18 protein-coding genes and 1 pseudogene are annotated in these 26,309 nt (G+C 60.2%); 6 read left to right on the top strand and 13 right to left on the bottom strand.

Annotated elements, in window-relative coordinates:
- From ASF70_RS24170 to ASF70_RS08780, 6 genes and pseudogenes are all read left to right on the top strand, one after another.
- Positions 1–989, top strand: a pseudogene (locus ASF70_RS24170) (hypothetical protein); the annotation flags it as partial.
- Positions 990–1,204: 215 nt separating this feature from the next.
- A complete protein-coding gene (locus tag ASF70_RS08800; protein WP_062580155.1) occupies positions 1,205–3,256 on the top strand; it encodes a glycosyl transferase in 2,052 nt (683 codons plus the stop codon).
- Positions 3,257–3,363: 107 nt separating this feature from the next.
- Positions 3,364–10,200: a hypothetical protein gene (locus ASF70_RS08795; protein ID WP_062579085.1), complete on the top strand. Its 6,837-nt coding sequence runs from the start codon at positions 3,364–3,366 to the stop codon at positions 10,198–10,200.
- A gap of 154 nt (positions 10,201–10,354) precedes the next feature.
- Positions 10,355–11,437: a flagellar biosynthesis protein FlhB gene (gene flhB, locus ASF70_RS08790; protein ID WP_062453826.1), complete on the top strand. Its 1,083-nt coding sequence runs from the start codon at positions 10,355–10,357 to the stop codon at positions 11,435–11,437.
- Between the two features lie 4 nt (positions 11,438–11,441).
- The gene (locus ASF70_RS08785) at positions 11,442–11,897 is read left to right on the top strand and encodes a hypothetical protein (RefSeq protein ID WP_062453827.1); all 456 of its coding nucleotides are present in this window, start codon (positions 11,442–11,444) and stop codon (positions 11,895–11,897) included.
- Between the two features lie 130 nt (positions 11,898–12,027).
- Positions 12,028–14,226, top strand: coding sequence for a DUF1217 domain-containing protein (locus ASF70_RS08780; RefSeq protein WP_062579082.1), 2,199 nt, complete (start codon positions 12,028–12,030; stop codon positions 14,224–14,226).
- Positions 14,227–14,231: 5 nt separating this feature from the next.
- Here ASF70_RS08780 and ASF70_RS08775 read toward each other — a convergent pair whose 3' ends face one another.
- From ASF70_RS08775 to ASF70_RS08715, 13 genes are all read right to left on the bottom strand, one after another.
- Positions 14,232–14,978, bottom strand: coding sequence for a helix-turn-helix transcriptional regulator (locus tag ASF70_RS08775; RefSeq protein WP_062453829.1), 747 nt, complete (start codon positions 14,976–14,978; stop codon positions 14,232–14,234).
- Between the two features lie 17 nt (positions 14,979–14,995).
- Positions 14,996–15,712 carry a helix-turn-helix transcriptional regulator gene (locus ASF70_RS08770; protein WP_082471832.1) on the bottom strand — a complete coding sequence of 239 codons (717 nt, stop codon included), beginning with the start codon at positions 15,710–15,712 and terminating at the stop codon, positions 14,996–14,998.
- 370 nt (positions 15,713–16,082) lie between these two features.
- Positions 16,083–17,765 carry a flagellar basal-body MS-ring/collar protein FliF gene (gene fliF, locus ASF70_RS08765; RefSeq protein ID WP_062579079.1) on the bottom strand — a complete coding sequence of 561 codons (1,683 nt, stop codon included), beginning with the start codon at positions 17,763–17,765 and terminating at the stop codon, positions 16,083–16,085.
- 151 nt (positions 17,766–17,916) lie between these two features.
- Positions 17,917–18,306 (bottom strand): hypothetical protein, encoded by a 390-nt coding sequence (locus ASF70_RS08760; RefSeq protein ID WP_062453832.1) that lies wholly within the window; start codon positions 18,304–18,306, stop codon positions 17,917–17,919.
- Between the two features lie 31 nt (positions 18,307–18,337).
- Positions 18,338–18,895 carry a chemoreceptor glutamine deamidase CheD gene (gene cheD, locus ASF70_RS08755; protein ID WP_062453833.1) on the bottom strand — a complete coding sequence of 186 codons (558 nt, stop codon included), beginning with the start codon at positions 18,893–18,895 and terminating at the stop codon, positions 18,338–18,340.
- Positions 18,892–19,281, bottom strand: coding sequence for a response regulator (locus ASF70_RS08750; protein WP_062453834.1), 390 nt, complete (start codon positions 19,279–19,281; stop codon positions 18,892–18,894). Before ASF70_RS08750 ends, cheD begins: the two co-directional genes overlap by 4 nt.
- The gene (cheB, locus tag ASF70_RS08745) at positions 19,281–20,321 is read right to left on the bottom strand and encodes a protein-glutamate O-methylesterase CheB (RefSeq protein WP_062453835.1); all 1,041 of its coding nucleotides are present in this window, start codon (positions 20,319–20,321) and stop codon (positions 19,281–19,283) included. The genes ASF70_RS08750 and cheB overlap by 1 nt, the downstream gene beginning before the upstream one ends.
- Positions 20,318–21,226 carry a protein-glutamate O-methyltransferase CheR gene (cheR, locus tag ASF70_RS08740; protein WP_062453836.1) on the bottom strand — a complete coding sequence of 303 codons (909 nt, stop codon included), beginning with the start codon at positions 21,224–21,226 and terminating at the stop codon, positions 20,318–20,320. The genes cheB and cheR overlap by 4 nt, the downstream gene beginning before the upstream one ends.
- Positions 21,223–21,702, bottom strand: coding sequence for a chemotaxis protein CheW (locus ASF70_RS08735; RefSeq protein ID WP_062453837.1), 480 nt, complete (start codon positions 21,700–21,702; stop codon positions 21,223–21,225). Before ASF70_RS08735 ends, cheR begins: the two co-directional genes overlap by 4 nt.
- 5 nt (positions 21,703–21,707) lie before the next feature.
- On the bottom strand, positions 21,708–23,927 hold the full coding sequence (locus ASF70_RS08730) for a chemotaxis protein CheA (RefSeq protein WP_062453838.1): 2,220 nt from the start codon (positions 23,925–23,927) through the stop codon (positions 21,708–21,710).
- 16 nt (positions 23,928–23,943) lie between these two features.
- Entirely contained in the window at positions 23,944–24,309 is a 366-nt protein-coding gene (gene cheY1, locus ASF70_RS08725; protein WP_062453839.1) for a chemotaxis response regulator CheY1, read from the bottom strand.
- Between the two features lie 2 nt (positions 24,310–24,311).
- Positions 24,312–24,605 (bottom strand): STAS domain-containing protein, encoded by a 294-nt coding sequence (locus tag ASF70_RS08720; RefSeq protein ID WP_062453840.1) that lies wholly within the window; start codon positions 24,603–24,605, stop codon positions 24,312–24,314.
- Complete coding sequence (locus tag ASF70_RS08715) at positions 24,605–26,227, bottom strand: globin-coupled sensor protein (RefSeq protein WP_082471831.1); 1,623 nt, start codon at positions 26,225–26,227, stop codon at positions 24,605–24,607. The genes ASF70_RS08720 and ASF70_RS08715 overlap by 1 nt, the downstream gene beginning before the upstream one ends.
- Between the last annotated feature and the right edge of the window lie 82 nt (positions 26,228–26,309).

The following is a 26,309-nucleotide window of genomic DNA, read 5'->3' as shown; positions in this document are numbered from 1 at the left end:
TCGCAGCCTTCTCGACTGACGAAGTCGCCGCCATCAGCAGCAAGGCAATCTCCGGCCTGTCCACGGATCAGCTGGCTGCCCTCGGGACCGATGTGACTGTCCTGACTTCCAAGCAGATCTCGGCGATGTCGACTACCCAGATTGCATCGATGAGCACGGATGTCATCGCTTCGCTCGGCAGCAACCAGATCGGCGCACTGACGTCCACTCAGATCGCGGCTCTGTCCACCAACGCGATCGGCGCAATCTCGACCGCCAGTGTCGTTGCCCTCACCTCCAAGCAGCTTTCGGCTATGTCGACAGACCAGGTCGCAGCTCTCGGTATCGATCAAGTAACGGCTCTCTCCAGCTCGCAGATCGCCGGCCTGAGCTCGGGTGCCATCGCTGCCATGTCGACCGACGAAATCGCAGCCTTCTCCACTGACGAAGTCGCGGCCATCAGCACGAAGGCAATCTCCGGTCTCTCCACGGATCAGCTTGCTGCTCTCAGCGCTAACGTTGGTTCGCTGAGCTCCAAGCAGATTGCGGCCCTGTCCACCGACCAGGTCGCGTCTCTGAGCACTGATACGGTTGCAGCCCTCAGCTCCACCCAGATCGGCGCGCTGACCTCCAGGCAGATCTCGGCACTGTCCACCGCCGCGATCGGTGCAATCGAAACGGCCGACATCGGTTCGTTGAGCTCCAAGGTGCTCTCGGCCATGTCAACCGATCAGGTTGCAGCGCTCAGCCTGGATCAGGTTACTGCACTGACCAGCTCGCAGATTGCCGGTCTGACCTCTGGCGGCATCGCCGCAATGTCGACCGACGAAATTGCAGCCTTCTCGACTGACGAGATCGCCGCGATCAGCACCAAGTCCATCTCCGGCCTGTCTACAGAAGACATTGCCGGCTTGGCCTCGACACAGCTCAATGCCCTGAACTCGCGTCAGATCCAGGCCCTGAGCGACGAACAGGTCGCAGCTGTCATTGCCGCATACTCGTCGGTCTGACGACCAGCGAAGGCGATACGCTCCATCATCAAAGGCGGCGCAGCTTAGGCTGCGCCGCCTTTTTGGTTGACCGCAGGGCATGCAAGTCTGGATTGCCCTCACCCTGCTTCGCGACCGCAATAACAAGCCCGACGCAAGCTAACCCCGATAATTACAAGGATAAGACGCGTGGAGTGCGTCAATCGTCAGCATCGCTGCCTTGGAACGGGATGGTCATGAACGCCAATATCGCACCTGCAACTGCCCAGGCTTCGCCCTTCGCCAGTATTCTGGAGAAGGCGCAGAACCAGCAACTCTCGCTCGGCGATCTGTTCCAGGTTGCAGAAGCGCTCAATTCCAGCGGCCAGCAGGCGCGCGCCGTCGAGGTCTACAAGGTGTGGACCGCCTTCAACGAAACCCACCCGCTTTTGCATGTCGCCTATTTCAACTACTCCGTGACGCTGCGACAGCAGGGCGACAATGCCGGCGCCATTCTCGCCTTGCAGGCGGCCAACAGGCTCGATCCGCTTTTCGGCCCGGCCCATATCAATCTGGGACGTACGCTCGAAGATTCCGGCCTCATCAATCAGGCACTCCAGAAATGGCGCACCTATATCGATCTGACCGACGAAGTCATTCCTGACCGCATCAACAACCGCCTGATGGCCATGCAGCATACCGGCCGCGTGCTCGAAAACGCAGGTCGGCTGGATGATGCGGAATCCATCCTGTGGCAGGCGATCGAACTGCAGCCAAACAAGACGGAGGCCGGCCAGCACTGGAGTTCGATTCGCCAGCGCCAGTGCAAATGGCCGGTTCTGACTACGACATCGCCGCATGTGACGCCGCGCCAGCTTCTCGACGCCATGTCGCCGCTGACGCTGTCGTGCTATTCGGACGATCCGATGTTCCAGCTGGCCAAGGCCTATCGCTACAGCAAGCAGCTTATCGGGGGGCCGTTCGACCTCAGTGCCTTACCGCGCAAGGCGGCCAAGAAGAAGACCGGAACCGGCCAGCGCCTGCGCATCGGTTACCTGTCATCAGACCTTCGCGACCATGCCGTCGGTTTCGCATTGCGTGAAGTGCTCGAGTTGCATGACAAGGACAACGTCGAGATCTACGCCTACTATTGCGGCGAGGCCCGCACCAACGATGCCACGCAGGACCGCATCAAGGCGGTCGCCGACCAGTGGCGCGATATTGCGGCACTTGGCGATGCGGAAGCGGCGAAGACGATCCGCGCCGACGAGATCGATATCCTGATCGACGTCAACGGCTATACGAAAATGGCCCGTGCGAAAATCTTCGCCTACCGTCCGGCACCTGTCATCGTCAATTTCTGCGGCTATCCGGGATCGATCGGCAGCCCGTTCCACCAGTACATGATTGCCGACGGTCACATCGTGCCGCCGGAAAACGAGATCTTCTATACGGAGAAGGTGCTGCGGATCGCCTGCAACCAGCCGATCGACCGCAAGCGCGTAATCGCCCCGACGCCGAGCCGCATCGGTGCCGGACTGCCGGACGGCGCCTTCGTCTATGCCTGCTTCAATGGCATGCAGAAGATCACGTCGGACTGCTTCAATCGCTGGATGAAGATCCTGTCGGCAACGCCCGGCAGCGTCCTCTGGCTGCTCGCGGGGGACGAGGATGCCAATGTGCGGCTGCGTCAGTTGGCAGAAAAGCAGGGCATCGCGGCAGAACGGCTGATCTTCGCGCCGAAAGCGCCGAACGCCAATCACCTTGCCCGCATCGCCTGTGCCGATCTCTTCCTCGATACATTCCCCTACGGCGCGCATTCGACGGCATCGGACGCCATCACCATGGGTCTTCCGATCCTCACTGTGTCCGGCAACGGCTTTGCCTCGCGGTTCTGCGGCAGTATTGTTGCCGCCGCCGGCATTCCGGAGATGATCTGCGCCACACCGGAGGAGTATGTCGCCCGCGCCATCGGATTTGCGCATGACCGCGAGAGCCTGCGCGCGATCAGAACGTCGCTCTGGGACAAGCGCGACACGAGCGCGCTTCGGGACATGCCCGGCCTCGCGCGTCGGCTGGAAGAACTCTACTGGCAGATGCAGGGCGAGGCCGAGCGTGGGGAGACGCCGGTGCCTGATCTTCGCAATCTCGACATCTATTACGAAGTCGGCGCGGAGCTCGTTCTCGAGGGGATCGAGTTCGAAACTGCCGATGCCTACCGGAAGCGCTACACATCGAAGCTGGCATATCAGAACGAATATGCGCCGATTCCCTACGACGACCGTTTCTGGAAACAAAACAAGGGCTGAACTGTCCTGACCCGGCTGTTCTCGATCGAGAGCGTCCGGGTTTTCGGCAGTCTCAAAGGCTCAAAATCCATTTTTAAAATCAAATGCCGCATCAAGGATCATAGCGTATGACCTCGACCATTTCCTCCCTGAGTGCCTCTCAGGTCAGGTCCCTCTCAACGGCAAGCGTCGCTGCGTGGACCACGGAAGATGTCGCATCGCTTTCGACCAAGCAGATCGCTGCGATGTCGTCCTCGCAGATTGCGGCCCTTGATGTCGAAGACGTCGACGTGATGAACACGGTGCAGCTCAATGCCATTTCGCAAAATGCGATCATCGGCCTGACGCTGGACCAGTTGTCCATTCTCAACGGGAACGAAATCGCCAGCCTGAGCACGAGACAGGTTTCCTCACTGTCAACCGCACAGATCAGCAGCCTTTCGGACGATCAGGCCGAGGCTCTGACCTCCGTCCAGGTCGGTGCCCTCACCTCGGAACAAATTGCGGCCCTTACACCCGACGAGATCGCAACATTCTCTACCGCCGACATGGCTGCGATCAGCGCGAAAGGTGTGCGCGGCCTGACATCGACGCTGATCGCCGCACTGTCGGAAGAACAGGTTGCAGCGCTCAACACAGCGGCGATTTCCAATCTGGCCACGAGCCAGATCAATGCCTTTTCCGCCGATCACCTTGCAGCGCTGAAGACAATCCAGATTGCCGCTCTCGGCGGGTCGCAAATGGGCACATTGACCAGCAACGATATCGCGGCGCTATCGACGGATCAGGTTGCGGCGCTCAACACAAGGGCGATCGTCGGTCTCAACACCGATCAGATTGCTGCTCTGTCCATCGACCAGGCCGAAGCGCTATCCTCGGTCCAGGTAAAAGCGCTGACCTCGATCCAGCTTGCGGTTCTGAGCGCAGAGGCGATCGAAACGTTTTCGACGGCGGACATTGCATCGATCAGCAGCAAGGCGGTCTCCGGTCTGACAACCGACGTGATCTCAGCCCTGTCCGAACAGCAGATCGCCGCCCTGACCGTGGGGACGGTTGCGAAGCTTTCGGCAACGCAGGTGGCAGCGCTCTCGGTCGATCAGTTCACTGCCATGGCGACAGCGCAGATCGCAGCGCTCAGCGCAACGCAGATCACCGCAATCAGCACGGGGACCATAGCCGAATTTTCCACGCAGCAGATTGCAGCACTCGGAACCGCGACCGTTGCCAAGCTTTCGACGGTTCAGATTGCAGCACTTTCCGAAGATCAAGCGGAAGCCCTCTCCTCGGTCCAGGTAAAGGCCCTGACCTCGTCGCAGATCGCAGCCTTCAGCGATTCGGCAATCGCCACCTTCTCAACCGACGATATCGCTGCCATCAGCAATCGTGGCATTGCGGGGCTCACCGTCGAGAACATTGCCGCGCTGACAACCGGACAGATCGCTTCGCTCAGCACGTCCGCCATTTCCAACCTCGGCACGGACCAGATTGCCGCCCTTTCGGTCGAACAGGCCGAGGCCCTGTCCTCGGTCCAGATCAAGGCGCTGAGCTCGAAGCAGCTTGCCGCACTGTCGCCGGAGGCAGTCGCGACGTTTACCACGGCCGAAATCGCCGCGATCAGCAGCAAGGGTATCGGCGGCCTCAGTTCGGATGCGATCGCAGGACTTTCCATCAGCCAGGTCGCGGCTCTCGGCACGGGTGCGATCGCCAAGCTGTCGACAACCCAGATCGCCAGCCTTTCGGCCGAGCAGGCGGATATCCTATCCACCCTGCAGATCGCGGCACTGACCTCGAAACAGCTTTCAGCGCTTTCCCCCGAGGCAATCGCGACGTTTACGGCCGCAGAAATCGCGACGCTCACCAACAAGAGCATCGGCGGCCTCAGCACCGATATCATTGCGGCACTCACGACAGCGCAGATCGCCGCTCTCGGGACGAGCGCGATTGCCAACCTCGGCACGCAGCAGATTGCGGCACTGTCGACGGATCAGGTGGCTACGCTTTCGGCGGCTCAGGTGAAGGTCCTGTCTTCCAAGCAGGTTTCTGCGCTGACGGAAGACGGTATCGCGACACTGTCGACGAACCAGGTGGCAGCACTGTCAACAGGTGCCATCAAGGGCTTGGTCGCGGACCAGATCGGTGCAATGTCGACCCGGCAGGCCGAAAGCCTGACGTCGGCACAGGTCGGCGCCCTGTCGTCGAAACAGCTCTCGGCGTTCGACGATGATCACATCGCCACCTTCTCGACGCTCGATATTGCAGCAATCGGATCGAGCGCGGTTGGCGGGCTGTCGGAGGATGCGATCTCGTCGCTCTCCGCAAGCCAGATCGCAGCGCTTGGGACAGGTGCCCTGGCGGCACTTGGTACAGGCCAGATCGCAGCTTTTGCAACATCACAGATCGGAGCGTTGAGCACCCAGCAGATCGCCGCCCTGAAACCGACACAGATCGCAGCGCTCGGCGCGAGCGACATTGCGGTTCTCTCCACGGCGCAGGTCGCCGCACTGAGCGCCTCCGCAGTGGCAGCGCTTGGCGTCGATCAGGTCGAGGCTCTCACATCCGCACAGATCACGGTGCTCGGCTCCAAGCAGATGGCGGCCCTGACATCGACGCAGGTCGCAGCGCTTGATACCGCCGACATCGCACGGCTATCTTCCATGCAGGTCGCAGCCCTCAGCGCCTCCGGCGTTGGGGGTCTCAGCACCAGACAGCTCGCCGTTCTGTCGGTCGATCAGGCCGAAGCGCTGAATTCTAATCAGATCGGTGCACTCACATCCTCGCAGCTTGCTGCACTCGGGACCGACGACATCGCGACATTCTCGACCAAGGAGATTTCGGCGATCGGTTCGGGCGCAATTTCGGGTCTGTCCACGTCAACGATCGCCAGCCTGTCGAGCGAGAAGATCGTGGCGATCAGCACAGCCGGTATCTCCGGCATGACGACACGGCAGGTCGATGCCCTGAGCGCTGGTCAGATCGCGATCCTTTCCACCAAGCAGATGTCGGCGCTGACCTCGCTGCAGGTCTCTGTTCTTGAGACTACAGATATTGCCGCTCTTTCCTCGAGCCAGGTGAACGCACTCAGTTCCACCGGTGTTCTCGGCCTGACCACGAGCCAGATTGCCGCGCTCTCCTCGGATCAGATCGCAGCGCTGTCCACCCGCCAGGCTGCGGTTCTGAGCTCGTCGCAGATCGTGGCGATCATCTCCAACAATATCGAGGCGTTTTCCGCCAAGAACCTCGGCGTGATCAGCTCCAGCGCGGTTGCCGGGCTTTCAACATCGGTGATCGCTGCTCTTTCGACCGCAGCCATCGCGGCGCTCAGCACGAACGGCATTTCCGGACTGACGACGAAACAGGTGGATGCGCTGACATCCGACCAGGTTTCGGTCCTCACCACGAAGCAGCTCGCGACACTGACCTCGGCGCAGGTCGGTGCTCTCGGCGCCAGCGACGTGACCGTGCTGACGACCTCCCAGATCGCGGCGCTTAGCGCGGCGGGTGTCGCCGGGCTTTCGACCGGCCAGCTGAGTGCGTTGAGCACGGCGCAGGTCGAAGCCATGACGGCCTCGCAGGTCGGCGCGCTCAGCTCCAAGCAGCTTGGAGCGCTCGGCACCGACGATATCGCCACATTCTCCACCGCAGATATCGCCGCGATCGGCTCGGACGCCATTGCCGGCCTCTCCACCGACATGATCGCGGCACTGTCGGTCGACCAGGTCGATTCGCTCAGCACAGCCGGCATAGCCGGTCTCAGCACCAGGCAGATCGACGCCATGGACTCGGCGCAGATCGAGGCGCTGACAAGCAAGCAGGTCGCGGCCCTCAATTCCCGGCAGGCGACGGCGCTCGACACTGCCGATATCGGCAAATTCTCGACGCAGGATATTGCAGCGATCGGCTCCGACCTCATCGTCGGGCTTTCGACCGCCGTGATCGCAGCACTGACCACCGATCAGGTCGCAGCGCTGAGTGCAGCCGGACTGTCCGGGCTGTCGACGAAGCAGATCCAGTCTCTGACAAGCGACCAGATCGGATCGCTCTCATCGTCCCAGATTGCGGTTCTCAACTCCAAGCAGATCGCAGCGCTGGATACGGAAGATGTCGCGGCCCTTTCGGCCGGCCAGATCGCCGCTCTGAGTTCGGGCGGCGTTACGGGGCTTTCGAGCGCGCAGATCAGCGTCCTTAGCACCGCTCAGGTCGAGGCCTTTACGGCGACCCAGGTTGGCGCCTTCAGTTCATCGCAGATTGCAGCGCTTGGCGCCGACGATCTTTCGACCTTCTCGGAAGCCGATATCGCCGCGATCAGCTCGGCTGCGATGCAGGGTCTGTCGACCGCGACCATCGCGGGCTTTTCGGCAGACCAGATCGAAGCGCTAGGCACCGCCAATATCGCCGGCCTGACGACGGCTCAGGTCGGGGCGATGAGCACGGATCAGCTGTCTGCGCTGACCACGAGCCAAATCAAGAACCTGACCTCGCGGCAGATTTCGGCGCTCGGCACATCCGGGATCGCTGCCTTCTCCCACGATCAGATCGAAGCGCTCAACACGGCCGCCATCGCGGGGCTGACAACGGCCCAGATGAGCAGCATGAGCAGCGATCAGATCGAAGCTCTGACGTCCGTTCAGGTTGCCATGCTGAGTTCGACGCAGATCGCATCGCTTGGCACGGACGATCTGGCGACATTCAGCACTGGCGATCTTTCGGCGATCAGTTCGTCGGCCATGCAGGGGATCTCGACAGCGACGATTGCAGGCTTCTCCGCCGATCAGATCTCTGCACTCGGCACCGGCGGCATTGCCGGGCTGACAACGGCCCAGATCAATGTCCTCAGCACCGATCAAGTCGGCGCACTCACCACCGGCCAGCTTTCGGCTCTGACATCGAGGCAGGTGGCAGCGCTCGGCACCGACGACATTCTTGCCATCTCGGCCGATCACATTTCGGCGCTCAACCCGTCGGTGATCGCCGCTTTTTCGACGGTCCAGATCGCAGCGCTCAGCACGAGCCAGTCGGAGGCACTGACATCCAGCCAGATCGCCACCTTGAGCTCAGGCCAGATCGCAGCCTTCGGACTTGACGACATCGAGACATTCTCGACTGCAGACATCGCCGCCATCACGTCCAAGGCCGTGCCCGGCCTGTCGACGTCGATGATTGCGGCACTTTCGACCGACCGTATCGCGGCTCTCAGCGCCGACGGCATTGCAGGCCTGTCGACCGCCCAGATCAATGCCCTGAGCGTGTTGCAGGTGGAAGCCCTGACGACTGCACAGTTCTCGGTGATGACGTCCCGCCAGCTTGCGGTGCTCGGCACGGACGATCTGGCGATGCTGTCGCCGAACGATATCGCGGCGCTCAACACAGGCGCGATATCAGGCCTCTCGGCGACCCAGATTGCCGCCTTGACGGTCGATCAGGTGGAGGCATTCACCTCCGATCAGGTGGGCATGCTCACATCCACACAGCTTGCCGCGCTTGGCCAGGACGATATCGAATCGTTCTCGACCAGTGACATTGCCGCGATCAGTTCGAAGGCGATGCCTGGCCTTTCCACAGCAATGCTGTCGGCGTTTTCGGTCGAGCAGATCTCCGTGCTCGGTACCGGCGGCATTGCAGGACTTTCGACGGCGCAGATCGCCGTCTTGAGCTCGATGCAGATCGAAGCTTTGACGACCACGCAGATCGCGGTCTTCACGTCCAAGCAGATTGCAGCGCTCGACACCGGCGATCTCGCCGTTCTCTCGAGCCAGCAACTCGCGGCCATCAGCTCGGCCAGCGTCGGCGGACTTTCGACGGCAACGATCGGCGCCTTCACGACGGAGCAGATCGCGGCCTTGAGCCCGGGGGCGATCTCGGGTCTCTCCACCAGCCAGATCAACGCCATCAGCGTCGATCACCTGGAAGCGCTGACGACCGACCAGGTCGGCGCCCTGACCTCCAAGCAGATGGCCTCGCTCGGCACAGACTATATCGCAGCACTTTCGGTCGAACAGATCGCAGCGATCGGTGCCGGCGGCATTTCCGGTCTCGGCAGTGTTCAGATCGCGGCTCTCAATACCGAGCAGATCGACGCGTTCACGACGAGCCAGATTGCGGCGCTGAGTTCCGGCGCGCTGATGGGGCTCTCGTCGGAAGATTTCGAAACCTTCTCGACGGCGGATCTGGCAGCGATCAGCTCATCCGCAATCAAGGGCCTTTCGACCGGCTTTATTGCCGCGCTTTCTAACGATCAGATTGCTTCTCTGAGTGCCGGAAGCGTCGGCGGCCTGACAAGCCTGCAGATCGACGCCATGAGTGCGCAGCAGATCGACGCGCTTTCGACCGAACAGCTTGCGGGCCTCAGCGCCAACGGACTTGGGGGGATTTCGGCAGACGATTTCGGCACGTTCACACTCGAAGAGCTGGCCGTTCTCAACCCGACTTCGATCAAGGGACTGCCGGTCAGCATCATCGCAGGTCTTTCCACGATCCAGATCGGCGCGCTGACGACGAGCCAGGTGGCCGGCCTCGGCTACAACCAGATCGTCGCCATGAACACCGATCAGCTCGCCGCATTGTCGGTCGATCAGGTCGGGGCCCTGGGCGCGCTTCAGGCATCGGGCATCGGCACCGACGATATTCTCGGCTTTACCACCGAGGAGATTGCCGCCTTCAGCACCGGTGCGATCTCAAGCTTGAGCGCGCTGGTCATCGCGTCGCTCACCACGGCACAGGCAGAGGCCCTCACACCGCTGCAGGTCAACGCGATGACGTCGGCACAGATTTCCGCACTGACGGATGCGGGCCTTGCGACATTCTCGGCCGAAGACATCTCGCTCATCAGCGCCTCGGGGATCTCTGGCATATCGACGGCAGACATCTCGCATCTGACGAGCGACCAGCTTGCGGCGTTGATCGATACGCAGATGGGATCGTTGAGCCCGGACCAGATCTCCGCCGTGATTGCCCGCTATGTCGCGTAAGTAAGGTTCACCGCGTCGCGGTGAACCGCTCGACGGCCGTTGGGTTCAAAGCATCTGTGAGAAACCGGTAAACCTTGCGGCTCGGCACGGGCGGACAGATGCCACCGCGCCGTGCTTCTGCTAAGCTTGCTGCCGATGAAGCAGGAGTTGGCTCTTGTCCGACGATCAGGATAAAGACAGCAAAACCGAAGACCCGACTGGTAAAAAAATCCAGGACGCGATGGACAAGGGCAACATCGCGATCTCGTCCGAGGTGGCGATCTTCGCCTCGACGCTTGCCTTCTACATCTACCTGATCTTCTTCCTGCCGCAAAATACCGCTCATCTGGCTGAGGTTCTTAAAGATCTGGTCGAACGCCCCGAACAGTGGCGCATCGATTCGAGCGCGGACCTGGTGTCGCTCTGCGCCTATGTGCTGCTTCAGAGCGCCTATTTCATGCTTCCGGCAGCCGTCCTGTTCATGGGCTTCGGGTTGCTGGCGTCGGCAGGTCAGCACATGCCGTCGTTCATTCTCGAACGAATCAGGCCGCAGTGGAACCGGATCTCGCCGATGTCCGGGTTCAAGCGGCTTTTCTCGATGCAGGGCATGGTCCATTTCGGCAAATCGCTGATCAAGATCGTCGCCGCCGGCATCATCATGTACCTGTCGCTGCGCAACGAGTATTTCAAACTGCTCGATTCGATCTTTTCCGACCCGCAGACGCTTTTTCCGATTCTGGCACGAATCATCAAGAAGATGATCATCGTCGTTCTGGCCTGCACGTTTCTGGTTGCAGCACTGGATATCGCCTGGACGCGTTTCCACTGGTTTACCGAGCTTCGGATGACCAAGCAGGAAATCAAGGACGAGATGAAGCAGTCGCAGGGCGACCCTTTCGTCAAGGCCCGGCAGCGTTCGATTGCCCGTGATCGCGCCCGGCGGCGCATGATCAACAGCGTTCCGCGCGCCACACTGATCATTACCAACCCGACCCATTATGCGATCGCATTGCGGTATGTCGCGCAGGAATCGGAAGCTCCGGTCGTGGTTGCCAAGGGCCAGGACCTGATTGCGATGCGAATCCGCGAAATTGCTCAGGAGCACGGAATACCGATTTTTGAAGACCCACCCCTCGCCCGTTCCATGTTTGCGCAAGTCTCGGTTGATAGCGTCATCCCATCGGTTTTTTATAAGGCGGTCGCTGAACTGATCCATCGGATCTATGCGGGACGTCGTCAGAACAAACGGATGCGCTGACAGAATGAAAAAATGCTCCTATTCCGCCGTACGTGAAGAAATTCTCGCAAAGGCCATCGGCCCGCTTGCATCCGAATTACGGCTCATCGATGCGGCCGATCTCATTTCGCTTTTGCGGCTTGAGTATCATGCCAATATCTCGGACCTCGTCTCTTCGGCGGCCGAGCTGTATTTCCATCCCGGCACCGTGAATTTCGGCGTCGGTGGCGACTATCATCTCGACTGGGATACGCACCCATCGGTCACGCTGGACCTGGAGATCAAGCCGCGTGGCGTGACGATCCATGCTCAGCTGACGCTTCAGGCCGAAAAGGCGAGCGTCGAAATCAACTACATCAGCTTCCTTTCGCCCTCGGCCAATCCTGACGAGAACACCCGGTTTCTCGAGCGCAGTCTTCAGGACGCAGCCTTCGTACCGTCCATGCGCGGTTTGGCCGGCATGGCCGCCACGGCGAACTAAAAGGCGTCGTACCGCGGATCGTAAAGCTCCGCTTAACCGGGTCTCTGGTACATATGCTTGATTCGGCATTTGACTGCCGAATCAAGCGGCGATGCCCGGGAATGAAGCCCGATCTTTAAGGGTGAAGACCATGACTTCGACGACGCTGTCGACCTATACGAGCTACCTGATCGTCAACCGCGACATGAAGTCGTCGCTTGACCGCGTCGCCAACCAGGGCACGGTCGCTCGCGATACCGAATATTACGAAGCCAATATCGACAAGGTGACGACAGCCGACGAATTCGTCGATGACTATCGACTGTATTCCTATGCGATGAAGGCCTATGGCCTTGAGGAAATGACCTACGGAAAGGCCTTCATGAAGAAGGTCCTGGAGAGCGATCTCAGCGATACCGCAAGCTTTGCCAATTCGCTGACCGACAAGCGCTATGCGACCATGGCGGCGGCTTTCAACTTCGGCACGAAGACCGCCGAGGCGCAGACTTCGGTTCAGGAAGATAATCTCGTCAAGGCGTATCAGGATTCCTTCGATCAGGAAGAAAAGGATATCCAGTCCGAGGTCGACTATTACAGCAAGGCCATCGCTAATATCACCGATGTCGACGACCTCCTGTCGAACAGCCGGCTGAAGACATATGTGCTCGACTCATTCGGGCTCGATGCCAAGTACACGTCCACCAGCTATCTGAAGCAGGTGTTGACCAGCGATCTCGAAGACCCGAACAGCTTTGCCAACCAGACCGGCAGCGACAAGTTCGTGGCGCTTGCCGAAGCGTTCAACTTCCAGGCTGACGGCACGGTCGCAGGCGGCGACAGCGCCCAGACGAGCGGCCAGATCGAATCGCTGAGGCTCGATTACGTCTACAACAAATCGACGTTCCCATCCGATACGCTCGCGGCCGCCAACCAGACCTATTGGGAAACCAATATTGCCTCGATGACCAGTGTCGACGAGTTGGTCGACGACCCGCGGATGGTCGAGTATCTGACCACGGCCTTCAGCGTCAAAGTGCAGTTCACCTCCACGATCCGGTCGCTGCTGACCAGCGATTCGGCTGCAGCGACGCTTGGCTATACGGGCGTCAAGGCGATGTTCAATTTCCAGAGCGACGGTTCGATCGCCACTGGCGAGACCGCTCAGAACCAGACCCAGCTGGCGTCTACCAGCACCTCCTACCAGACGGCCTTCAAGGCCAACCAGGAAGATGCGGTCACCAATGCGGTCACCAACTATCAGACGCGCATCGCCGAGGTGAAAAGCGTCGATGACTTTCTAAGTTCGAATAAAGACGACGACGACGATACCAATGACGATGTGACGGAGATCTGGGACGTCGCGCTGCGCGCCTATGGGATCGATCCGGCCGATGTCAGCAAGAGCCGGCTCAAGGATATTCTTGCAAGTGATCCGAACGACCCGAAGAGCTATGTCAACCAGCTGAAAGACGACCGGTACGTCAATCTGGTCAAGGCGTTCAACTTCGACGCGGAAGGCGATATCGACACGCCTCTCCTCGTCCAGTCAGCCAGCGTCATCAGCAATTTCGCGACAGACTACAAGACGGAACAGCTCAAACTTCTCAAGGGCAGCGCTCGCGAGAAGGCGGAGGAAGCTGCCGACAAGGAGATCGACTACTACAATACCCAGATGCAGACGATCACCACGGCCGCCGAGCTTATTGCCGACGACCGCCTGGTGTCCTTCGTGCTCGAATCGAAGGGGATCGATCCCAAATCGGTCACCAAGGACGAGCTGAAGAACATGTTCTCGTCCGATCTCGACAATCCCAAAAGCTATGTGAACAGTCTTGCCAACGGCGTATTTGCTGAGATCGTCGCATCGTTCAACTTCGATAGCGAAGGCAACCTTTCTGCCCAGCCCGTGGGCACGATCCAGCAGCGCGGCGACGTGCTGGCGACCGTCAATAACTACAAGCAACAGACGCTTGAAGAGCAGGAGGGGGAATCCAACGAGGGCGTGCGGCTGGCGCTGTATTTCGAGCGCAAGGCGGCGGACGTTACGAGCGCCTATACGATCCTTGGCGACACGGCGCTGTTCGAGTTCTTCAAGACGACGTTCAGCATGTCCGACTACATATCCAACATGGATACGGATCAGCAGGCGAGCATGATCGAGAAATACGTCGACATCTCGAAGCTTCAGGATCCGGACTACGTGACCAAGTTGATCAAGCAATACACGGCGCTCTACGATTCCGAGAACAGTTCGACGACATCGCCGGCGCTGACGCTGCTCACAACCACCGGCACGACACGCATCAGCTCCGATACGCTGCTTGCCGTCGCCCAGCTTTCATCGAAATAGAGACTTTAGTGGATGTAGCCGAGGCGGATCGCCTTGGCGATCGCCTGGATGCGGTTCACGGAATTGAGCTTGATCGTCGCGGAGCCGAGATAGGCGTTGACGGTATGAACGGAGAGGCCAAGCTTCTCGGCGATCTCTTCGCTGATACGACCGTCGCCGGCCAGTTGAAGACACGCCACTTCCCGTTCGCTCAAGGATTCGGCCGGCACGCTTCGACGCTCATCGAGTGCCAGAAGGTCCATCATGACCTGACAACTTCTGACGTGCTGGTCGATGATCAGATTGCTGCCCAGCTCCAGCGAGCCCGACAAAAACGTGACGTAGCCATTCCCGAGAGCACCCAACCGCACCGGGAATGCAATTCCTGACGATGGCATGATCCGGTCGTCGATCTTGCGCACGAGCGAGGAAAAATCGCCGGCCTCGCTATAGGCCCCTTTTTCCGTGCCGGTCCACACGATCGGCAGGATCGACATTTCGATATGATCGAGAAACATATCGCCGTAGGAGCTCACGAGTACGCCCTGATGCTCCCCGCTTCCGGCGCCCCAGTTGTCCAGCTCGCAGACCAGCTTGCGCTTGTTGGGAAGCCCGGCGCCGGTAACACGAAACACAGCAAAGTGCCGCGCCTTGAGGTTCCTCTGCATTGCGACGAGTTTGGGAAATATGTCAGAACGACTGGAGGCACGCTGAAGACGCAGATACTGGATGCTGCCCGGTCCATCTGACGTTCCACCGCGGGAAAAGCCCATTGTTGCCCCAAGCCTTCCTAAACCAGATTGTTGCGTACGGCATAAGCGATCGCTTCCGACCGCGTTTTGGTTGCCGTCTTACGCATCACGCTGGTGATGTAGTTGTTGATCGTATTGCGGGAGATCCCGAGGATCACCGCTATCTCATCGCTGGTCTTCCCCTCGGCGATCCAGAACAGGCATTCCAGCTCGCGTTCCGTCAGTTCGAAGTCGCGTTCAGCCTTGGCATCGCGCGCCTCGGCAAAGCTTGCGCCATAGGATGCAAACAGTCCGACTTCGCGAAGTCTTTCCTGTGACAGGATGATGCCTTCCAGGAAAAGCAGCATCAGAGAGAAACGGGTTTTGCCGACGCAGAATGTCAGCGAACAGTATTGGCGGCTGATGTCGTCCGGCGGCGTGATGTCATCGGGCAGGAGCGCGAAGCTCGGGGTCAGCAGCGACAGACACTTTTCGAGTTCCGTCGAACGCGCATAACCACTCGCCAGATCCGCCCCGAGCCGTCGGACGAGATCGAATGGCCAGTTGGAGGTTACGATGAAATCGAGACCGTGTTCCTGGACGAGGTCGTAGCGGGCGAGAAGAAAATGCGAAGCGCCAACGTAGTCTGCGAGCAGCCGCATGATAGCCTGAACGTTGTTCGATCTCGACAAGATCGAAAGCCGTCTTACCAGTTGTTCACGGGAGATAATTTTCGACCCAGGTCCATCGTGATACGCGCGCTGGTCGATCGTCATCTCTGCTTCAGGCAACTCCACCGTTATCTGCTCCCCACCGGCTCCTCTCCCCGAAGGGCGACACCGGTATGTTCAAACGACGTATGGCATCCGCTTCCAGAATTAAGGCAGTTCCGGGTGCCGATACCCTGGCGTGACCGGTCCATTCCGAATCAGACTTCACATGTGCAAAGCCTAGACGTTGCCGTACGAATCAGGGCCATTGTAGGAATCGCTTTTGGAAATGCTATGCCGCGAGCGCCGATTTTGCCCACTTCCATCCATAAAGGCTTCATCAATGAGGCTAAAATGCGCCAACTGTATGGCAATGCCCACGCAGCAAGGCCGGGACGAGCCCGGCCTGTTGTGATCATATGTTTGTGAAGGCAGTTTAGGCTGCTTTGTCGATCGCCCACTTGCGCAGGATTTTCGCGGCCCGCTCTTCGGAGATCTCGACCATGCGGGAGAGACGTTTTTCCGGACCTTCCTTGACCCGGCGGTTGAAGCCGCCGTCGTCGGCACCGCCCATAAGATCGTCCGAGCTGTCGAAACCGAAGTCGGCGCCGAAGCCATCCATGAGCGCCGGGCTTGCGCCACCCGGTGAGAAGTCGGGAAGTTCGAGGCCGGCCGCATCGGCGGTAAGCTCTCCGGCCGGGACGCTGGTGTTGCCACCGACGGTGCGCACCAGAGGACGAAGGCCAAGCCAGACCACGAGGAAGGCGACAAGAACGAACGCAAGCGAGTTGATGATGCCGCCGATATTACGGTTGAGCACTTCCATCATACCCGGACCAGACGAAGCGGCCTCGTCGAGAAGCTGGGTTTCGACGAAATCCATGGCCGTGAGTGTGACGACATCGCCGCGGTCGCTGCTGATGCCGGCAGCCGAAGACACGATCTTCTGCATTTCGGCAAGATAGGCGTCGACCTTTGCCTGATCCGCGGGCTCGCCCACCATCTTGGCAATACGGCCCTTGTTGACGACGACGGCGATCGAAATCTTTTCAATCTGATAGCCGTTGCGAACTGTCGCCGTGGTCTTCTGATTGATTTCGTAGTTGGTCTGCTCTTCCTTCTTGTCCGACTGGTCGGAGGATTTAGGAGCGCCGTCGCCGCCGGCCTGAGGAGCGGCCTGGGGAACGTTCTGCTCGACCGTGGTCGCGCTGTCGTTCTGGGCCTGCTGCGACTTGGAAGCTTCCTTGGTGGAGCGCACCGACCGTTCAACGCGGGAGTTCGGGTCGAAAACGGTTTCCTGGATCTGCTGGCTGTCGGTGTTGAGGGCGGCAGTCACGCTGGAGCGGAAGTTATCCATTCCGAGAAAGGGTGCCAGCGCCTTGTCGATGTTGTTTTCGATTTCCTGCTGGACCGACTGGACCACACCGAGCGAACGGCTGATCTGGCTGTTGCTGCCATCGTCGCCCGAGGCGAGAAGCTGGCCGGTTGAATCGAGGATCGTGACATCGTCGACTTCGAGGCCCGGGACGGCCGAGGCGACGAGATGGCGGATAGACGCAGCGGCTTTGCGACCGGCGGATGCGTTCGCACGGATCATCACGGACGCCGTCGGCTTCTGCTCACCGCGACGGAAGTTGCCGGCATCAGGCATGACGATGTGGACGCGTGCGGCCGACACGCCGGAGATCTGCTGGATCGAACGGCCGATTTCGCCTTCGAGCGCCCTCACCCGCGTGACTTCCTGCATGAAGGAGGTCAGACCGAGCGAGCCGACATTGTCAAACAGCTCGTAGCCGGCATTGGCGCTGTTGGGCAGGCCGCGTTCTGCAAGCATCAGACGCGCCTTGCCGGTCATACCGACAGGCACCTGGATGCTTGCGCCATCAGAGCCAACCTCAAAGGGCATGTTGGCTTCCGCAAGGGCGATGCTGATCTGATTGAGATCGGCTGTTTCCAGACCGACATACAGTCCCTCATAGGAGGGCTTGTTCACATAAAGGGCAGCGGCCAGAACGATCGCTATCGAAACGACGCCGACGGCGCCCAGCGCGATCAATCGTGTCTGGCCAAGACTGGCCAGATTTTTGAATATTGTTGGAAATTGAGATAACAGATTCATTCTGTCCCACGCCGCCAGATAACATCTCGAGCCTATGCCCAGCATCACCCTAGGGAGCGAAGCTTGCGCGAGCGTTTCGAAACGTCGTGTCTGGTTGCCGCATGATGATTGCAACGCGGCCTGGCAGCAGGGTCAGAGACAGTCTGTGACGTCAGAAGAAATCGAAGTCTCCGGCGGCCTTGTTAAGCGGCTGGGAGTGGCCGTGGCGCATCCCGTTGGCCAGCGCCTTCTGCATGTCGGCAAGTTTGACGAGGCTGAGAGCCGTCGACAGATCCACCATCCAGTCGCTCGGAATGCTCGCGGTGACGGTATCGATGAACTCTGCGAGACCCCGCGTTTTCTGCACCGCGAGATCGATGCCCTGCAGCACTTTTACGCTGTCGGGCGAATGAAGCAGGCCCGGGCCGCCCAGTTCCAACACCTGCGGTTCGATACGCTCGATCAGATAGGCGACATCGTGCAGCTCCGAGACGAGGCGCATCAGTACCTCGGGCAGAGATTCCTCAAGGGAATCGCGTATCGGGGCGGTGATTTCAGTCATGAATTTCCTCGTCTTTACCCAGGCGTAAGAATTAAAAGAATTCGATCGAGCTTTCGACGGGCTTTGGTGGCGTACGGACAGGACGCTGCTCCAGCGCAACCGTCTTTTGCGTTTCGGCGCCTGTGAGAGGATATTGCCGGGCACGGCCGCTGACCGGCCAGAATTCCAGCTTGCGGCCGTGATCGCCTCCGGTCGAGGACCCCACCACCGGAATGCCTTCGTCACGCAGGAACTCCACGGCGAAGGCCGCGTTCTGTTCGCCGACATTGGAGAAACTGGCAATCGTCTTTGCGCCGCCGAAGATCTTTGCCTCGAGCCGGTCACGACGGGCACCCTTTTTCAGGAGACCGTTGATCAACAACTCCATCAGGTGCACGCCGTAGCGGGTCGCGTCGCCCCCCGACGACGCTGCCCCGCCCGAGCCCGGAAGCAGGAAGTGGTTCATGCCGCCGACACCGGCGACAGGATCACGAAGGCAGGCAGCCACGCACGAGCCAAGAATCGTCGACAAAACCACATTGGGATCGCTTTCGACCTTGAATTCGCCCTGGATAATATGGACGCGTTTGGCACCTGCCGGGTCGTTCATTTAAGGGCTCCGAACACCGCCTCGATAGCAGCTTTCATCTTTTCGATTGTGAATGGCTTGGCGAGCACGTTGTTGGCGCCGAGCTGAGCAGCCTTCTGAACCAGAGCGCGATCGCCCTGCGCCGTCAGAATGATAAACGCTGCCTTCTTAGTATTCGGGTTGGTGCGCACTGCCTGCAGCAGGCCCAGACCGTCCATGTTCGGCATGTTGAAGTCCGAGATCACCAGGTGATGCGGCTGCTCGGCCATGATCTTCATGCCCTGCACACCATCGCCGGCGGCAGTGATCTGCTTGAAACCGAGCTGTGTCAGAGCGTCGCTGAGCAGCAGTCGGCTGGTGACCTGATCGTCGACGATCAGAACTTTGATTTTTTCAGCGAGGGACATTATTCGGTACCTTCTTTTCGGGCGGCAGTTAGTTTCAGTATTTCGTCTCCGATGGAGCCGAGCGGCAGCTGCTGCTCGACTGCACCAATTTCGTAGGCGACCCTCGGCATGCCGTAGACCACACATGTCTTTTCGTTCTGGCCGATCGTGCGAGCGCCAGCGCTGCGCATCCTCAACAGTCCCGAAGCCCCGTCGCGACCCATGCCCGTCAGGATAGCCCCGACCGCATTGCGACCCGCCAACTCCGCGACCGAATCAAACAGGACATCGACGGAGGGCCTGTGGCCGTTCACCGGATCGCGTTCGACCAGCCGGCAGCATGGCGCCGACGGATTGACCACCTGAAGGTGCCGGTCGCCACCAGGCGCGAGATAGATCTTGCCGATCTCGAGACGCGCACCATCGGTCGCTTCCTGCACTACAGGAGCGCAGATACGATTAAGCCGTTCAGCAAAACTTTTCGTAAACGTGGACGGCATATGTTGAGTGATTACAGTCGGTGGGCAGTTCAGCGGAAACTTTTGCAGCACTGCGATCAACGCTTCAACGCCACCGGTAGAAGATCCGATCGCCACAACCTTGCGACCGTTGCGGTAATCTGATGCCGGCGTCGGGACCATTGAGACCGGAGCACTGACCTGTCGGCGTGCAGAGCGTGCCGCAGCCTTTACCTTTTCAGCGAGATCCATGAACGGGCGAACGTCTCCCGGCACCGGCTTTCCGACGCAGTCGAACGCACCGATTTCGAGCGCGGCAAGCGTTGCGTCGGCGCCGCGCTGGGTCATGGTCGAGACCATGATGACCGGCATCGGACGCAGACGCATGATCTTTTCGAGGAAGTCGAGGCCGTTCATGTTCGGCATCTCGATGTCCAGCGTCACGACATCAGGATTGAGCTGCTTGATGGCGCTACGCGCTTCCATCGCATCGCTGGCCTGCCCGACGACGCTGACATCGGGATCGGAATTGAGGACGGCCGTGATCAGGCCTCGCATGGTCGGGCTATCGTCGACGACGAGAACTCTGGCCGGTGCGATCATGCCTTCCTCCCGGCATTCTTGCCCATATATTTGTAGGTCGTGATGCCGATATTATCGAACGTGTTCTTCGCTTCGCCCGATACCCGCTCCGAATGGCCGATATAGAGATGGCCGCCCTCCGGAAGAAGCTGGGAGAAGCGCGACCAGATTTTCACCTGGGTCGGTTCGTCGAAATAGATCACGACGTTGCGGCAGAAGATGATGTCGAAACCACCCTTGAAGGGCCATTGCGCCATCAGGTTCAGTTCGTTGAAGGTGATAAGCTTCTTGACGCGATCATCGACCTGGAACTTGCGGCGGCCACCGACGTCGACCTCGCGGAACCACTGCTTGCGCATGGCCGGGGAAACAGTTTCGAGGGCACCTTCGTCATAGGCTCCTGCCCGCGCGGCAGCCAGGATCTTAGGGTCGATATCGGTTGCCAAGATGCGGAAATCATAGTCGGCAGCGTTGGGAAGAAGGCCCAGCACCGTCAGCGCGATCGAATAGGGCTCCTGCCCATCGGAACAGGCCGCCGACCATATGCGCACACGTCCGCCATTGCGGGCACGCTGGATCAGCCCGGGCAGGACCTCGTCCCGAAGGTGCTCGAAGTGGTGGTTCTCTCGAAAGAAACGGGTGAAGTTCGTCGTCAGATGCGACAGCATCTCCCGGCGTGCCGGAGCGCCCTCGACAGAGGCGACCAGGGTACAGTATTCCCGAAAGCCCCGCAGTCCGAGGTTGCGGATATGCTTGGACAAGCGGGAATAGACGAGCGACGCCTTGGAATCGTTGAGGTAGATCCCGGCATCGGCGTAGATCATCGCCGCAATCTCCGACAGGTCGCGACGCGTCAACGGGTATTCCCCGCTGGCGAGGACTTCGTCCGGCGACTGTCTGGCTTCTATGGCGCCCAGGGGCATCATGCGGCTTCGCTTTCCTTTTCGAGGTACGTCTCGGGGAAGAGATGATCCAGCTCGATCATGCAGATCATCCGCTTATCGAACGCCAGAATGCCCTTCGCGTATTGTTTCGCCAGGTCGGAGGAAATCTCCGGCACAGGCTGGATATTCTCTTCTGTAATCGTAAGGATATCGGAAACGGCCTCGACCAGCAGGCCGACAATCCGTTTCCCGACCTGCGCAACGATGATGACGTGACGCGCCGTCGGTTCGGCATCCTTCATTCCAAGCCGCGCCGACAGATCGACGATCGGCAGCACGGCGCCGCGCAGATTGATCACGCCGCGCACATCGGCGGGAGCGTGCGGCAGCTGCATTGCCGGCGTCCATCCGCGGATTTCGCGGACAGACATGATGTTGACGCTGAATTCCTGATCGCCGATCCGGAAAGCGATCAGCTCCCGGCTTGCCTGCGTCAGATTTTTCACAGCGTAGGACATTGTGTTCAACCTGTCGCAGCGAGCGACATCTCCGGACTGAGCGACTGACCGCGGGATGCCGCAACCACCGCGTCCACATCCAGGATGAGAGCGACGCGGCCATCACCAAGGATGGTGGCGGCGGCAATGCCCGGAACATGGGTGTAGTTGGCTTCCAGCGACTTGATGACGACCTGACGCTGACCCTGGATGGCATCGACCATCAGCGCGCGCTGACCGCCGCCTTCGGATTCGACCAGAAGTGCCACGCCCTCGACCGGATTTGCCTGTGTGGCGCGGAAGTTGAGGATGCGGCCGACATCGACCAGCGGGCAGAACGAGTTGCGGATCGAGATGAGCCGCTGCGTTGCGCCAAACGAGTGGATGGCAGACGCTTCCGGCTGCAATGTCTCCACGATCGCCGTCAACGGCACGACAAGCGTCTGGCCGGCAACCGTTACCACCATCCCGTCGAGGACGGCGAGCGTGAGCGGCAGGCTCATGGTGAAGGTCGAGCCCAGACCCGGGCGCGAGGAGATCGAGATACGGCCGCCAAGTGCCTGGATCGAACGTTTGACCACATCCATGCCGACGCCGCGGCCGGAAATGTCGGAGATCGTGTCTGCCGTCGAGAAGCCAGGCGCGAAGATGAGGTTGTCGATTTCCTCGTCCGACAGATTGGCATCCGGCGAAATCAGGTCGTTGTCGATTGCCTTCTGCTTGACGCGCTCACGGTTGATGCCGCCACCGTCGTCGATCAGTTCGATCAGGATGCGGCCCGAACGATGCTTGGCCGAAAGCTTGATCGTGCCTTCCGGATCCTTGCCGGCGGCTTCGCGCTTTTCAGGGCTTTCGATGCCGTGGTCGACAGCGTTTCGGATCATGTGGGTCAACGGCTCGGCGATCTTGTCGATAACCGTCTTGTCGACTTCGGTGTTCTCGCCTTCGGTGACCAGACGGATCTGCTTGCCGACCATGTCTGCGACTTCGCGGACGATACGCGACATGCGCTGGAAGACCGGCTTGACCGGCTGCGCGCGGATCGCCATGACCGAGTCCTGGATCTCGCGCGTCAGCTGCTGCAGCTCTTCGAGACCCATATTGACGGCGGAGGTGCCGCTGGCATCGTTTTCGATGACGCTCTGCGAGAGCATCGCCTGGTTGATGACAAGCTCGCCGACCAGGTTGATCAGGCGATCGACGCGATCGAGATCGACGCGGATCGTCTGGCCGGCGGCCGCTGTGGCAGCGGCCTGGGCCGGAGCCGGCGCGGGTGCTGCGGCTTCCTTCTTTTCGACGCGTGCCGCGGCGGCAGCCATCTTGCTGACGTTGGCGGCAGCTTCAGTCGCCACGACGGCGGCTGCTTCGTCGGCAGCCTTCGTGTCGGAGCCGAGCTCATCGTCGAGCGACGAGAGATCGAATGGTACCGGAACCATCGGCAGTTCTTCGTCGCTTGGCTTTGCTGCGGCCAGCTTGACGTCGAGATCACAGTCCCACTCGGCGAATTCGAACACCGAGCGAATATCGGCTTCGGTCTTTTCGGTCGTCAGGGAGATTTTCCAGCTGAAATAGGAGGCTTCCGGATCCAGCTTGTCGAGGGTCGGCAGCTGCTCCATGTCGCAGCCGACGCTCATCTCGCCGAGCTTGGACAGGTCGCGCAGCAGGAGGGCTGCTTCGTTGCCCTTGGCATAGAGATCGTGGCGCGGCTTGAAGCCGATCTCGTAGACCGACCCTTTTGCTGCCGGGACGTCGTCGTCGAAACCATCGAAGGTGAAAGGGATCGGCTGGAAACCGCTATCATCGCTCGGCTTCGGTGCCTCGGCCTTTGCAGGCTTTGCGACTTCGGCATGGGCCGAAGGCATTTCGCCATGGGCAAGGGCTTCCAGTTCCTTGACGAGGCCGCGTGATCGCGCCTCGTCCACACCACCGCCGTCACGGGACGCGGTGACGAGATCGGCGAGCACGTCGGCCGATTTCAGCATCACCTTCAGAACGTCCTGGTTCGGCTCGAGCTTGTTGGACCGGACGCAGTCGAGCGTCGTCTCGAAGACGTGGGCAAAGCCCACGAGGTCATCGAGGCCGAAGGCGCCTGCTCCACCCTTGATGGAATGAACGGCGCGGAAGACGGCGTTGACCGTTTCGGGGTCGCGGTCCCCGTCGTTCAGCTTCAGCAGACCAGATTCCAGTTCAGCGAGCTGTTCTTCGCATTCCTGAAAGAAGATCTCTTTGATTTCGTTCATATCCATGGGAGGATTTCCTGGCTCAGGCGGTTACACGCTCGATGGCATCGATCAGTTTGGCGGGATCGAACGGCTTGACGATCCAACCCGTGGCACCGGCCTGGCGGGCGCGGTTCTTCTTCTCCGCGTCGCTTTCCGTGGTCAGGACCAGGATCGGGATGGCGCGGTACTTGTCGTTGCGGCGAACGCCTTCGATGAAACCGAAGCCGTCGAGGCGCGGCATGTTGATGTCGGTGACGATCACATCGGGGTTGCAGCCTTCGAGGACTTCGAGACCTTCGATGCCGTCTTCAGCCTGGATGGTTTCGAAACCGGCGTTGTTGAGAGTGACCAGAAGCATGTTCCGGATCGTCCGTGAATCGTCCACGGTCAGGACTTTTTTCTTCATCGCTAAATCTCCTTAGCAACCAAATTCTGTGTATCGAGGCCGATGAGCTGCATCGTCTTGACGAAGGCATCGGAAGGCTTTTGGACGGCAAAGGACTTCTTGTCGTCATCCCAGGCGTTTGCGCCGGCGACGAGGACCTGGACGCACTGGACGCCGAGACGCTCGACACCGGACGCATCGATGACGATGTCGCTACCGCGCATGGACAGCAGTTTGGCGTGCAGCGCGGACGCCTCGTTGAGGTCCAGCACGGAAGACAGTTTCAAACTTCCCGGACCGGCTTTCTTGGCCGCCATCAGCTTATTCCTTGTCGTTTGGAGTAAAATGTCTCTGAGGAACCGATGCGTTCCGCCGCGGCCCGCGGGGAGATGTCGGTGGCAATTTCCGGCCGGCGTGCAGCCGGCCTTGAGCGGTCGTCATCGTAACGGCCCTGTCGCGCAATCCGGAATTCGCGAACCGTGCGTCCAAGCTCCAGGATCACCGTCTGCAATTCGTCCGCGCCTTCGCCCGAGCGACGCGCCAGAACGGCATTGGATGCGACTTCCTGGCTGAGATCACTGACATGTGCCGTGACGACGTCGAGGCCTTCCGCCTGGACCCCGGTATCGCGAGCAATGCCCGCAATCGTGTCGTTGATGGCGGACACCTGCTGGACGATGCCATCGATGGCGCCCTGCGTGCGGTGAACCATTTCGACACCCGCATCGACCTGCGTCTTGGTGCCGTTGACGAGCGTCTTGATCTCGCGGGCGGCCTCGGCGGAACGCTGGGCGAGCGCTCTCACTTCCTGGGCGACGACCGCAAAGCCGCGGCCACTGTCGCCGGCGCGGGCGGCCTCGATGCCGGCATTGAGGGCAAGGAGGTTGGTCTGGAATGCGATCTCGTCGATCGTCCCGATGATCTGGCCGATCTTTTCGGCGGAGGCTTCGATATCTGCCATGGCGCTGATTGCCTGGCCGACGACCTTGCCGCTGTCTTCCGCCGAGCGGCGCGTCGCAGCCGTCGCCTTTTCGGCGGCGGCCGTGCCGACGGCACTCTGGCGGACACCGGCAGCGATCGACGAAAGCGTTTCGCCGGACTTTTGCAAGCGGGCGGACTGGTTCTCGGAAGTTCTGGCGAACGTGCGTGCGCTCTCGGAAAGAGCGTCGGTCAGCATGTCCGCCTGGATTCCGGTCTCTCCGACGGTCTCGAATGTCGTGCGGAGGTCGCCGATGGCGCTGTTGAGGATGTCGCCGAGTTCGCGATAGGCGTCCGGCATGTCGTCCGGAACCTTGGCGGTCAGATCGCGATCGGCCAGCGCTGAAACCACGGAGAGGAACGTCTCAACGGCCTGCGCCTGATCGGCCTGGCGCTGCTCGGTCAGGGCACGCTGGTGCTTGAGGCGCAATTCGTTAAAGCGCAACGACACCGCGATCTCCGCGTCGACCATGACGAGACGCACGATTGCGCTGACGAGATCGTTGAGTTCCTGTTCGCGTTTGCGACTTGCCGGAAGAATGGAGCGCGATGACATGCCGGCGACCGCACCGGTGATCAGATGCTCGAGCATCACCGAATGACCGGCAAGGTGCCAGCGCGGATCAAGACCCATGCGGCTTTCGGTATCGGCGAGGAGTTTGACCCGTTCGGCATACAGTGCATCGAAGCGCGCGTCGCTGAGCACGCTCCAGTGAGACGCCTGGAGGTCATGCAGGCGTTCGATCTGCTGTTCGCTTTCGAAGATACCGGCAGCCTCGGGAACGGACTGCAGCCGGTGAAAATAGTCGCGCAATCCGGCTTTGAGATGAGGTTCGAGTTGCGGCCTGCACCGGCGCAGCAAGTCGCGCAGGTCCCCGTCGAGGCCAGCAAAGGCCAAGCGTTCGCTCAGGCTGCCCGCCTGGCTCCGTCGCCCCTGTTCTGTCGGCGTGTCCTGCACCAAAACCGTCCCCGCATGAAAGTCAGACCAACCCGACGAGTTGGTGTATTGCCGCCCAGCGAGGCAAATCCGAAACGGGCGGGAG

It is taken from the genome of Rhizobium sp. Leaf321 (assembly GCF_001423215.1).
In the GTDB taxonomy this organism is placed as follows: Bacteria; Pseudomonadota; Alphaproteobacteria; order Rhizobiales; family Rhizobiaceae; genus Neorhizobium; species Neorhizobium soli.
This window is presented reverse-complemented; position numbering and strand designations above follow the sequence as displayed.

What these genes read in the sequence shown, in the direction of transcription:
- ASF70_RS08800 (WP_062580155.1), top strand. Translation starts at nt 1,205, where the DNA reads ATGAACGCCAATATCGCACCTGCAACTGCCCAGGCTTCGCCCTTCGCC.
- ASF70_RS08795 (WP_062579085.1), top strand. Translation starts at nt 3,364, where the DNA reads ATGACCTCGACCATTTCCTCCCTGAGTGCCTCTCAGGTCAGGTCCCTC.
- ASF70_RS08785 (WP_062453827.1), top strand. Translation starts at nt 11,442, where the DNA reads ATGAAAAAATGCTCCTATTCCGCCGTACGTGAAGAAATTCTCGCAAAG.
- ASF70_RS08780 (WP_062579082.1), top strand. Translation starts at nt 12,028, where the DNA reads ATGACTTCGACGACGCTGTCGACCTATACGAGCTACCTGATCGTCAAC.
- ASF70_RS08775 (WP_062453829.1), bottom strand. Translation starts at nt 14,978, where the DNA reads ATGGGCTTTTCCCGCGGTGGAACGTCAGATGGACCGGGCAGCATCCAG.
- ASF70_RS08770 (WP_082471832.1), bottom strand. Translation starts at nt 15,712, where the DNA reads ATGACGATCGACCAGCGCGCGTATCACGATGGACCTGGGTCGAAAATT.
- fliF (WP_062579079.1), bottom strand. Translation starts at nt 17,765, where the DNA reads ATGAATCTGTTATCTCAATTTCCAACAATATTCAAAAATCTGGCCAGT.
- ASF70_RS08760 (WP_062453832.1), bottom strand. Translation starts at nt 18,306, where the DNA reads ATGACTGAAATCACCGCCCCGATACGCGATTCCCTTGAGGAATCTCTG.
- cheD (WP_062453833.1), bottom strand. Translation starts at nt 18,895, where the DNA reads ATGAACGACCCGGCAGGTGCCAAACGCGTCCATATTATCCAGGGCGAA.
- ASF70_RS08750 (WP_062453834.1), bottom strand. Translation starts at nt 19,281, where the DNA reads ATGTCCCTCGCTGAAAAAATCAAAGTTCTGATCGTCGACGATCAGGTC.
- cheB (WP_062453835.1), bottom strand. Translation starts at nt 20,321, where the DNA reads ATGATCGCACCGGCCAGAGTTCTCGTCGTCGACGATAGCCCGACCATG.
- cheR (WP_062453836.1), bottom strand. Translation starts at nt 21,226, where the DNA reads ATGATGCCCCTGGGCGCCATAGAAGCCAGACAGTCGCCGGACGAAGTC.
- ASF70_RS08735 (WP_062453837.1), bottom strand. Translation starts at nt 21,702, where the DNA reads ATGTCCTACGCTGTGAAAAATCTGACGCAGGCAAGCCGGGAGCTGATC.
- ASF70_RS08730 (WP_062453838.1), bottom strand. Translation starts at nt 23,927, where the DNA reads ATGGATATGAACGAAATCAAAGAGATCTTCTTTCAGGAATGCGAAGAA.
- cheY1 (WP_062453839.1), bottom strand. Translation starts at nt 24,309, where the DNA reads ATGAAGAAAAAAGTCCTGACCGTGGACGATTCACGGACGATCCGGAAC.
- ASF70_RS08720 (WP_062453840.1), bottom strand. Translation starts at nt 24,605, where the DNA reads ATGGCGGCCAAGAAAGCCGGTCCGGGAAGTTTGAAACTGTCTTCCGTG.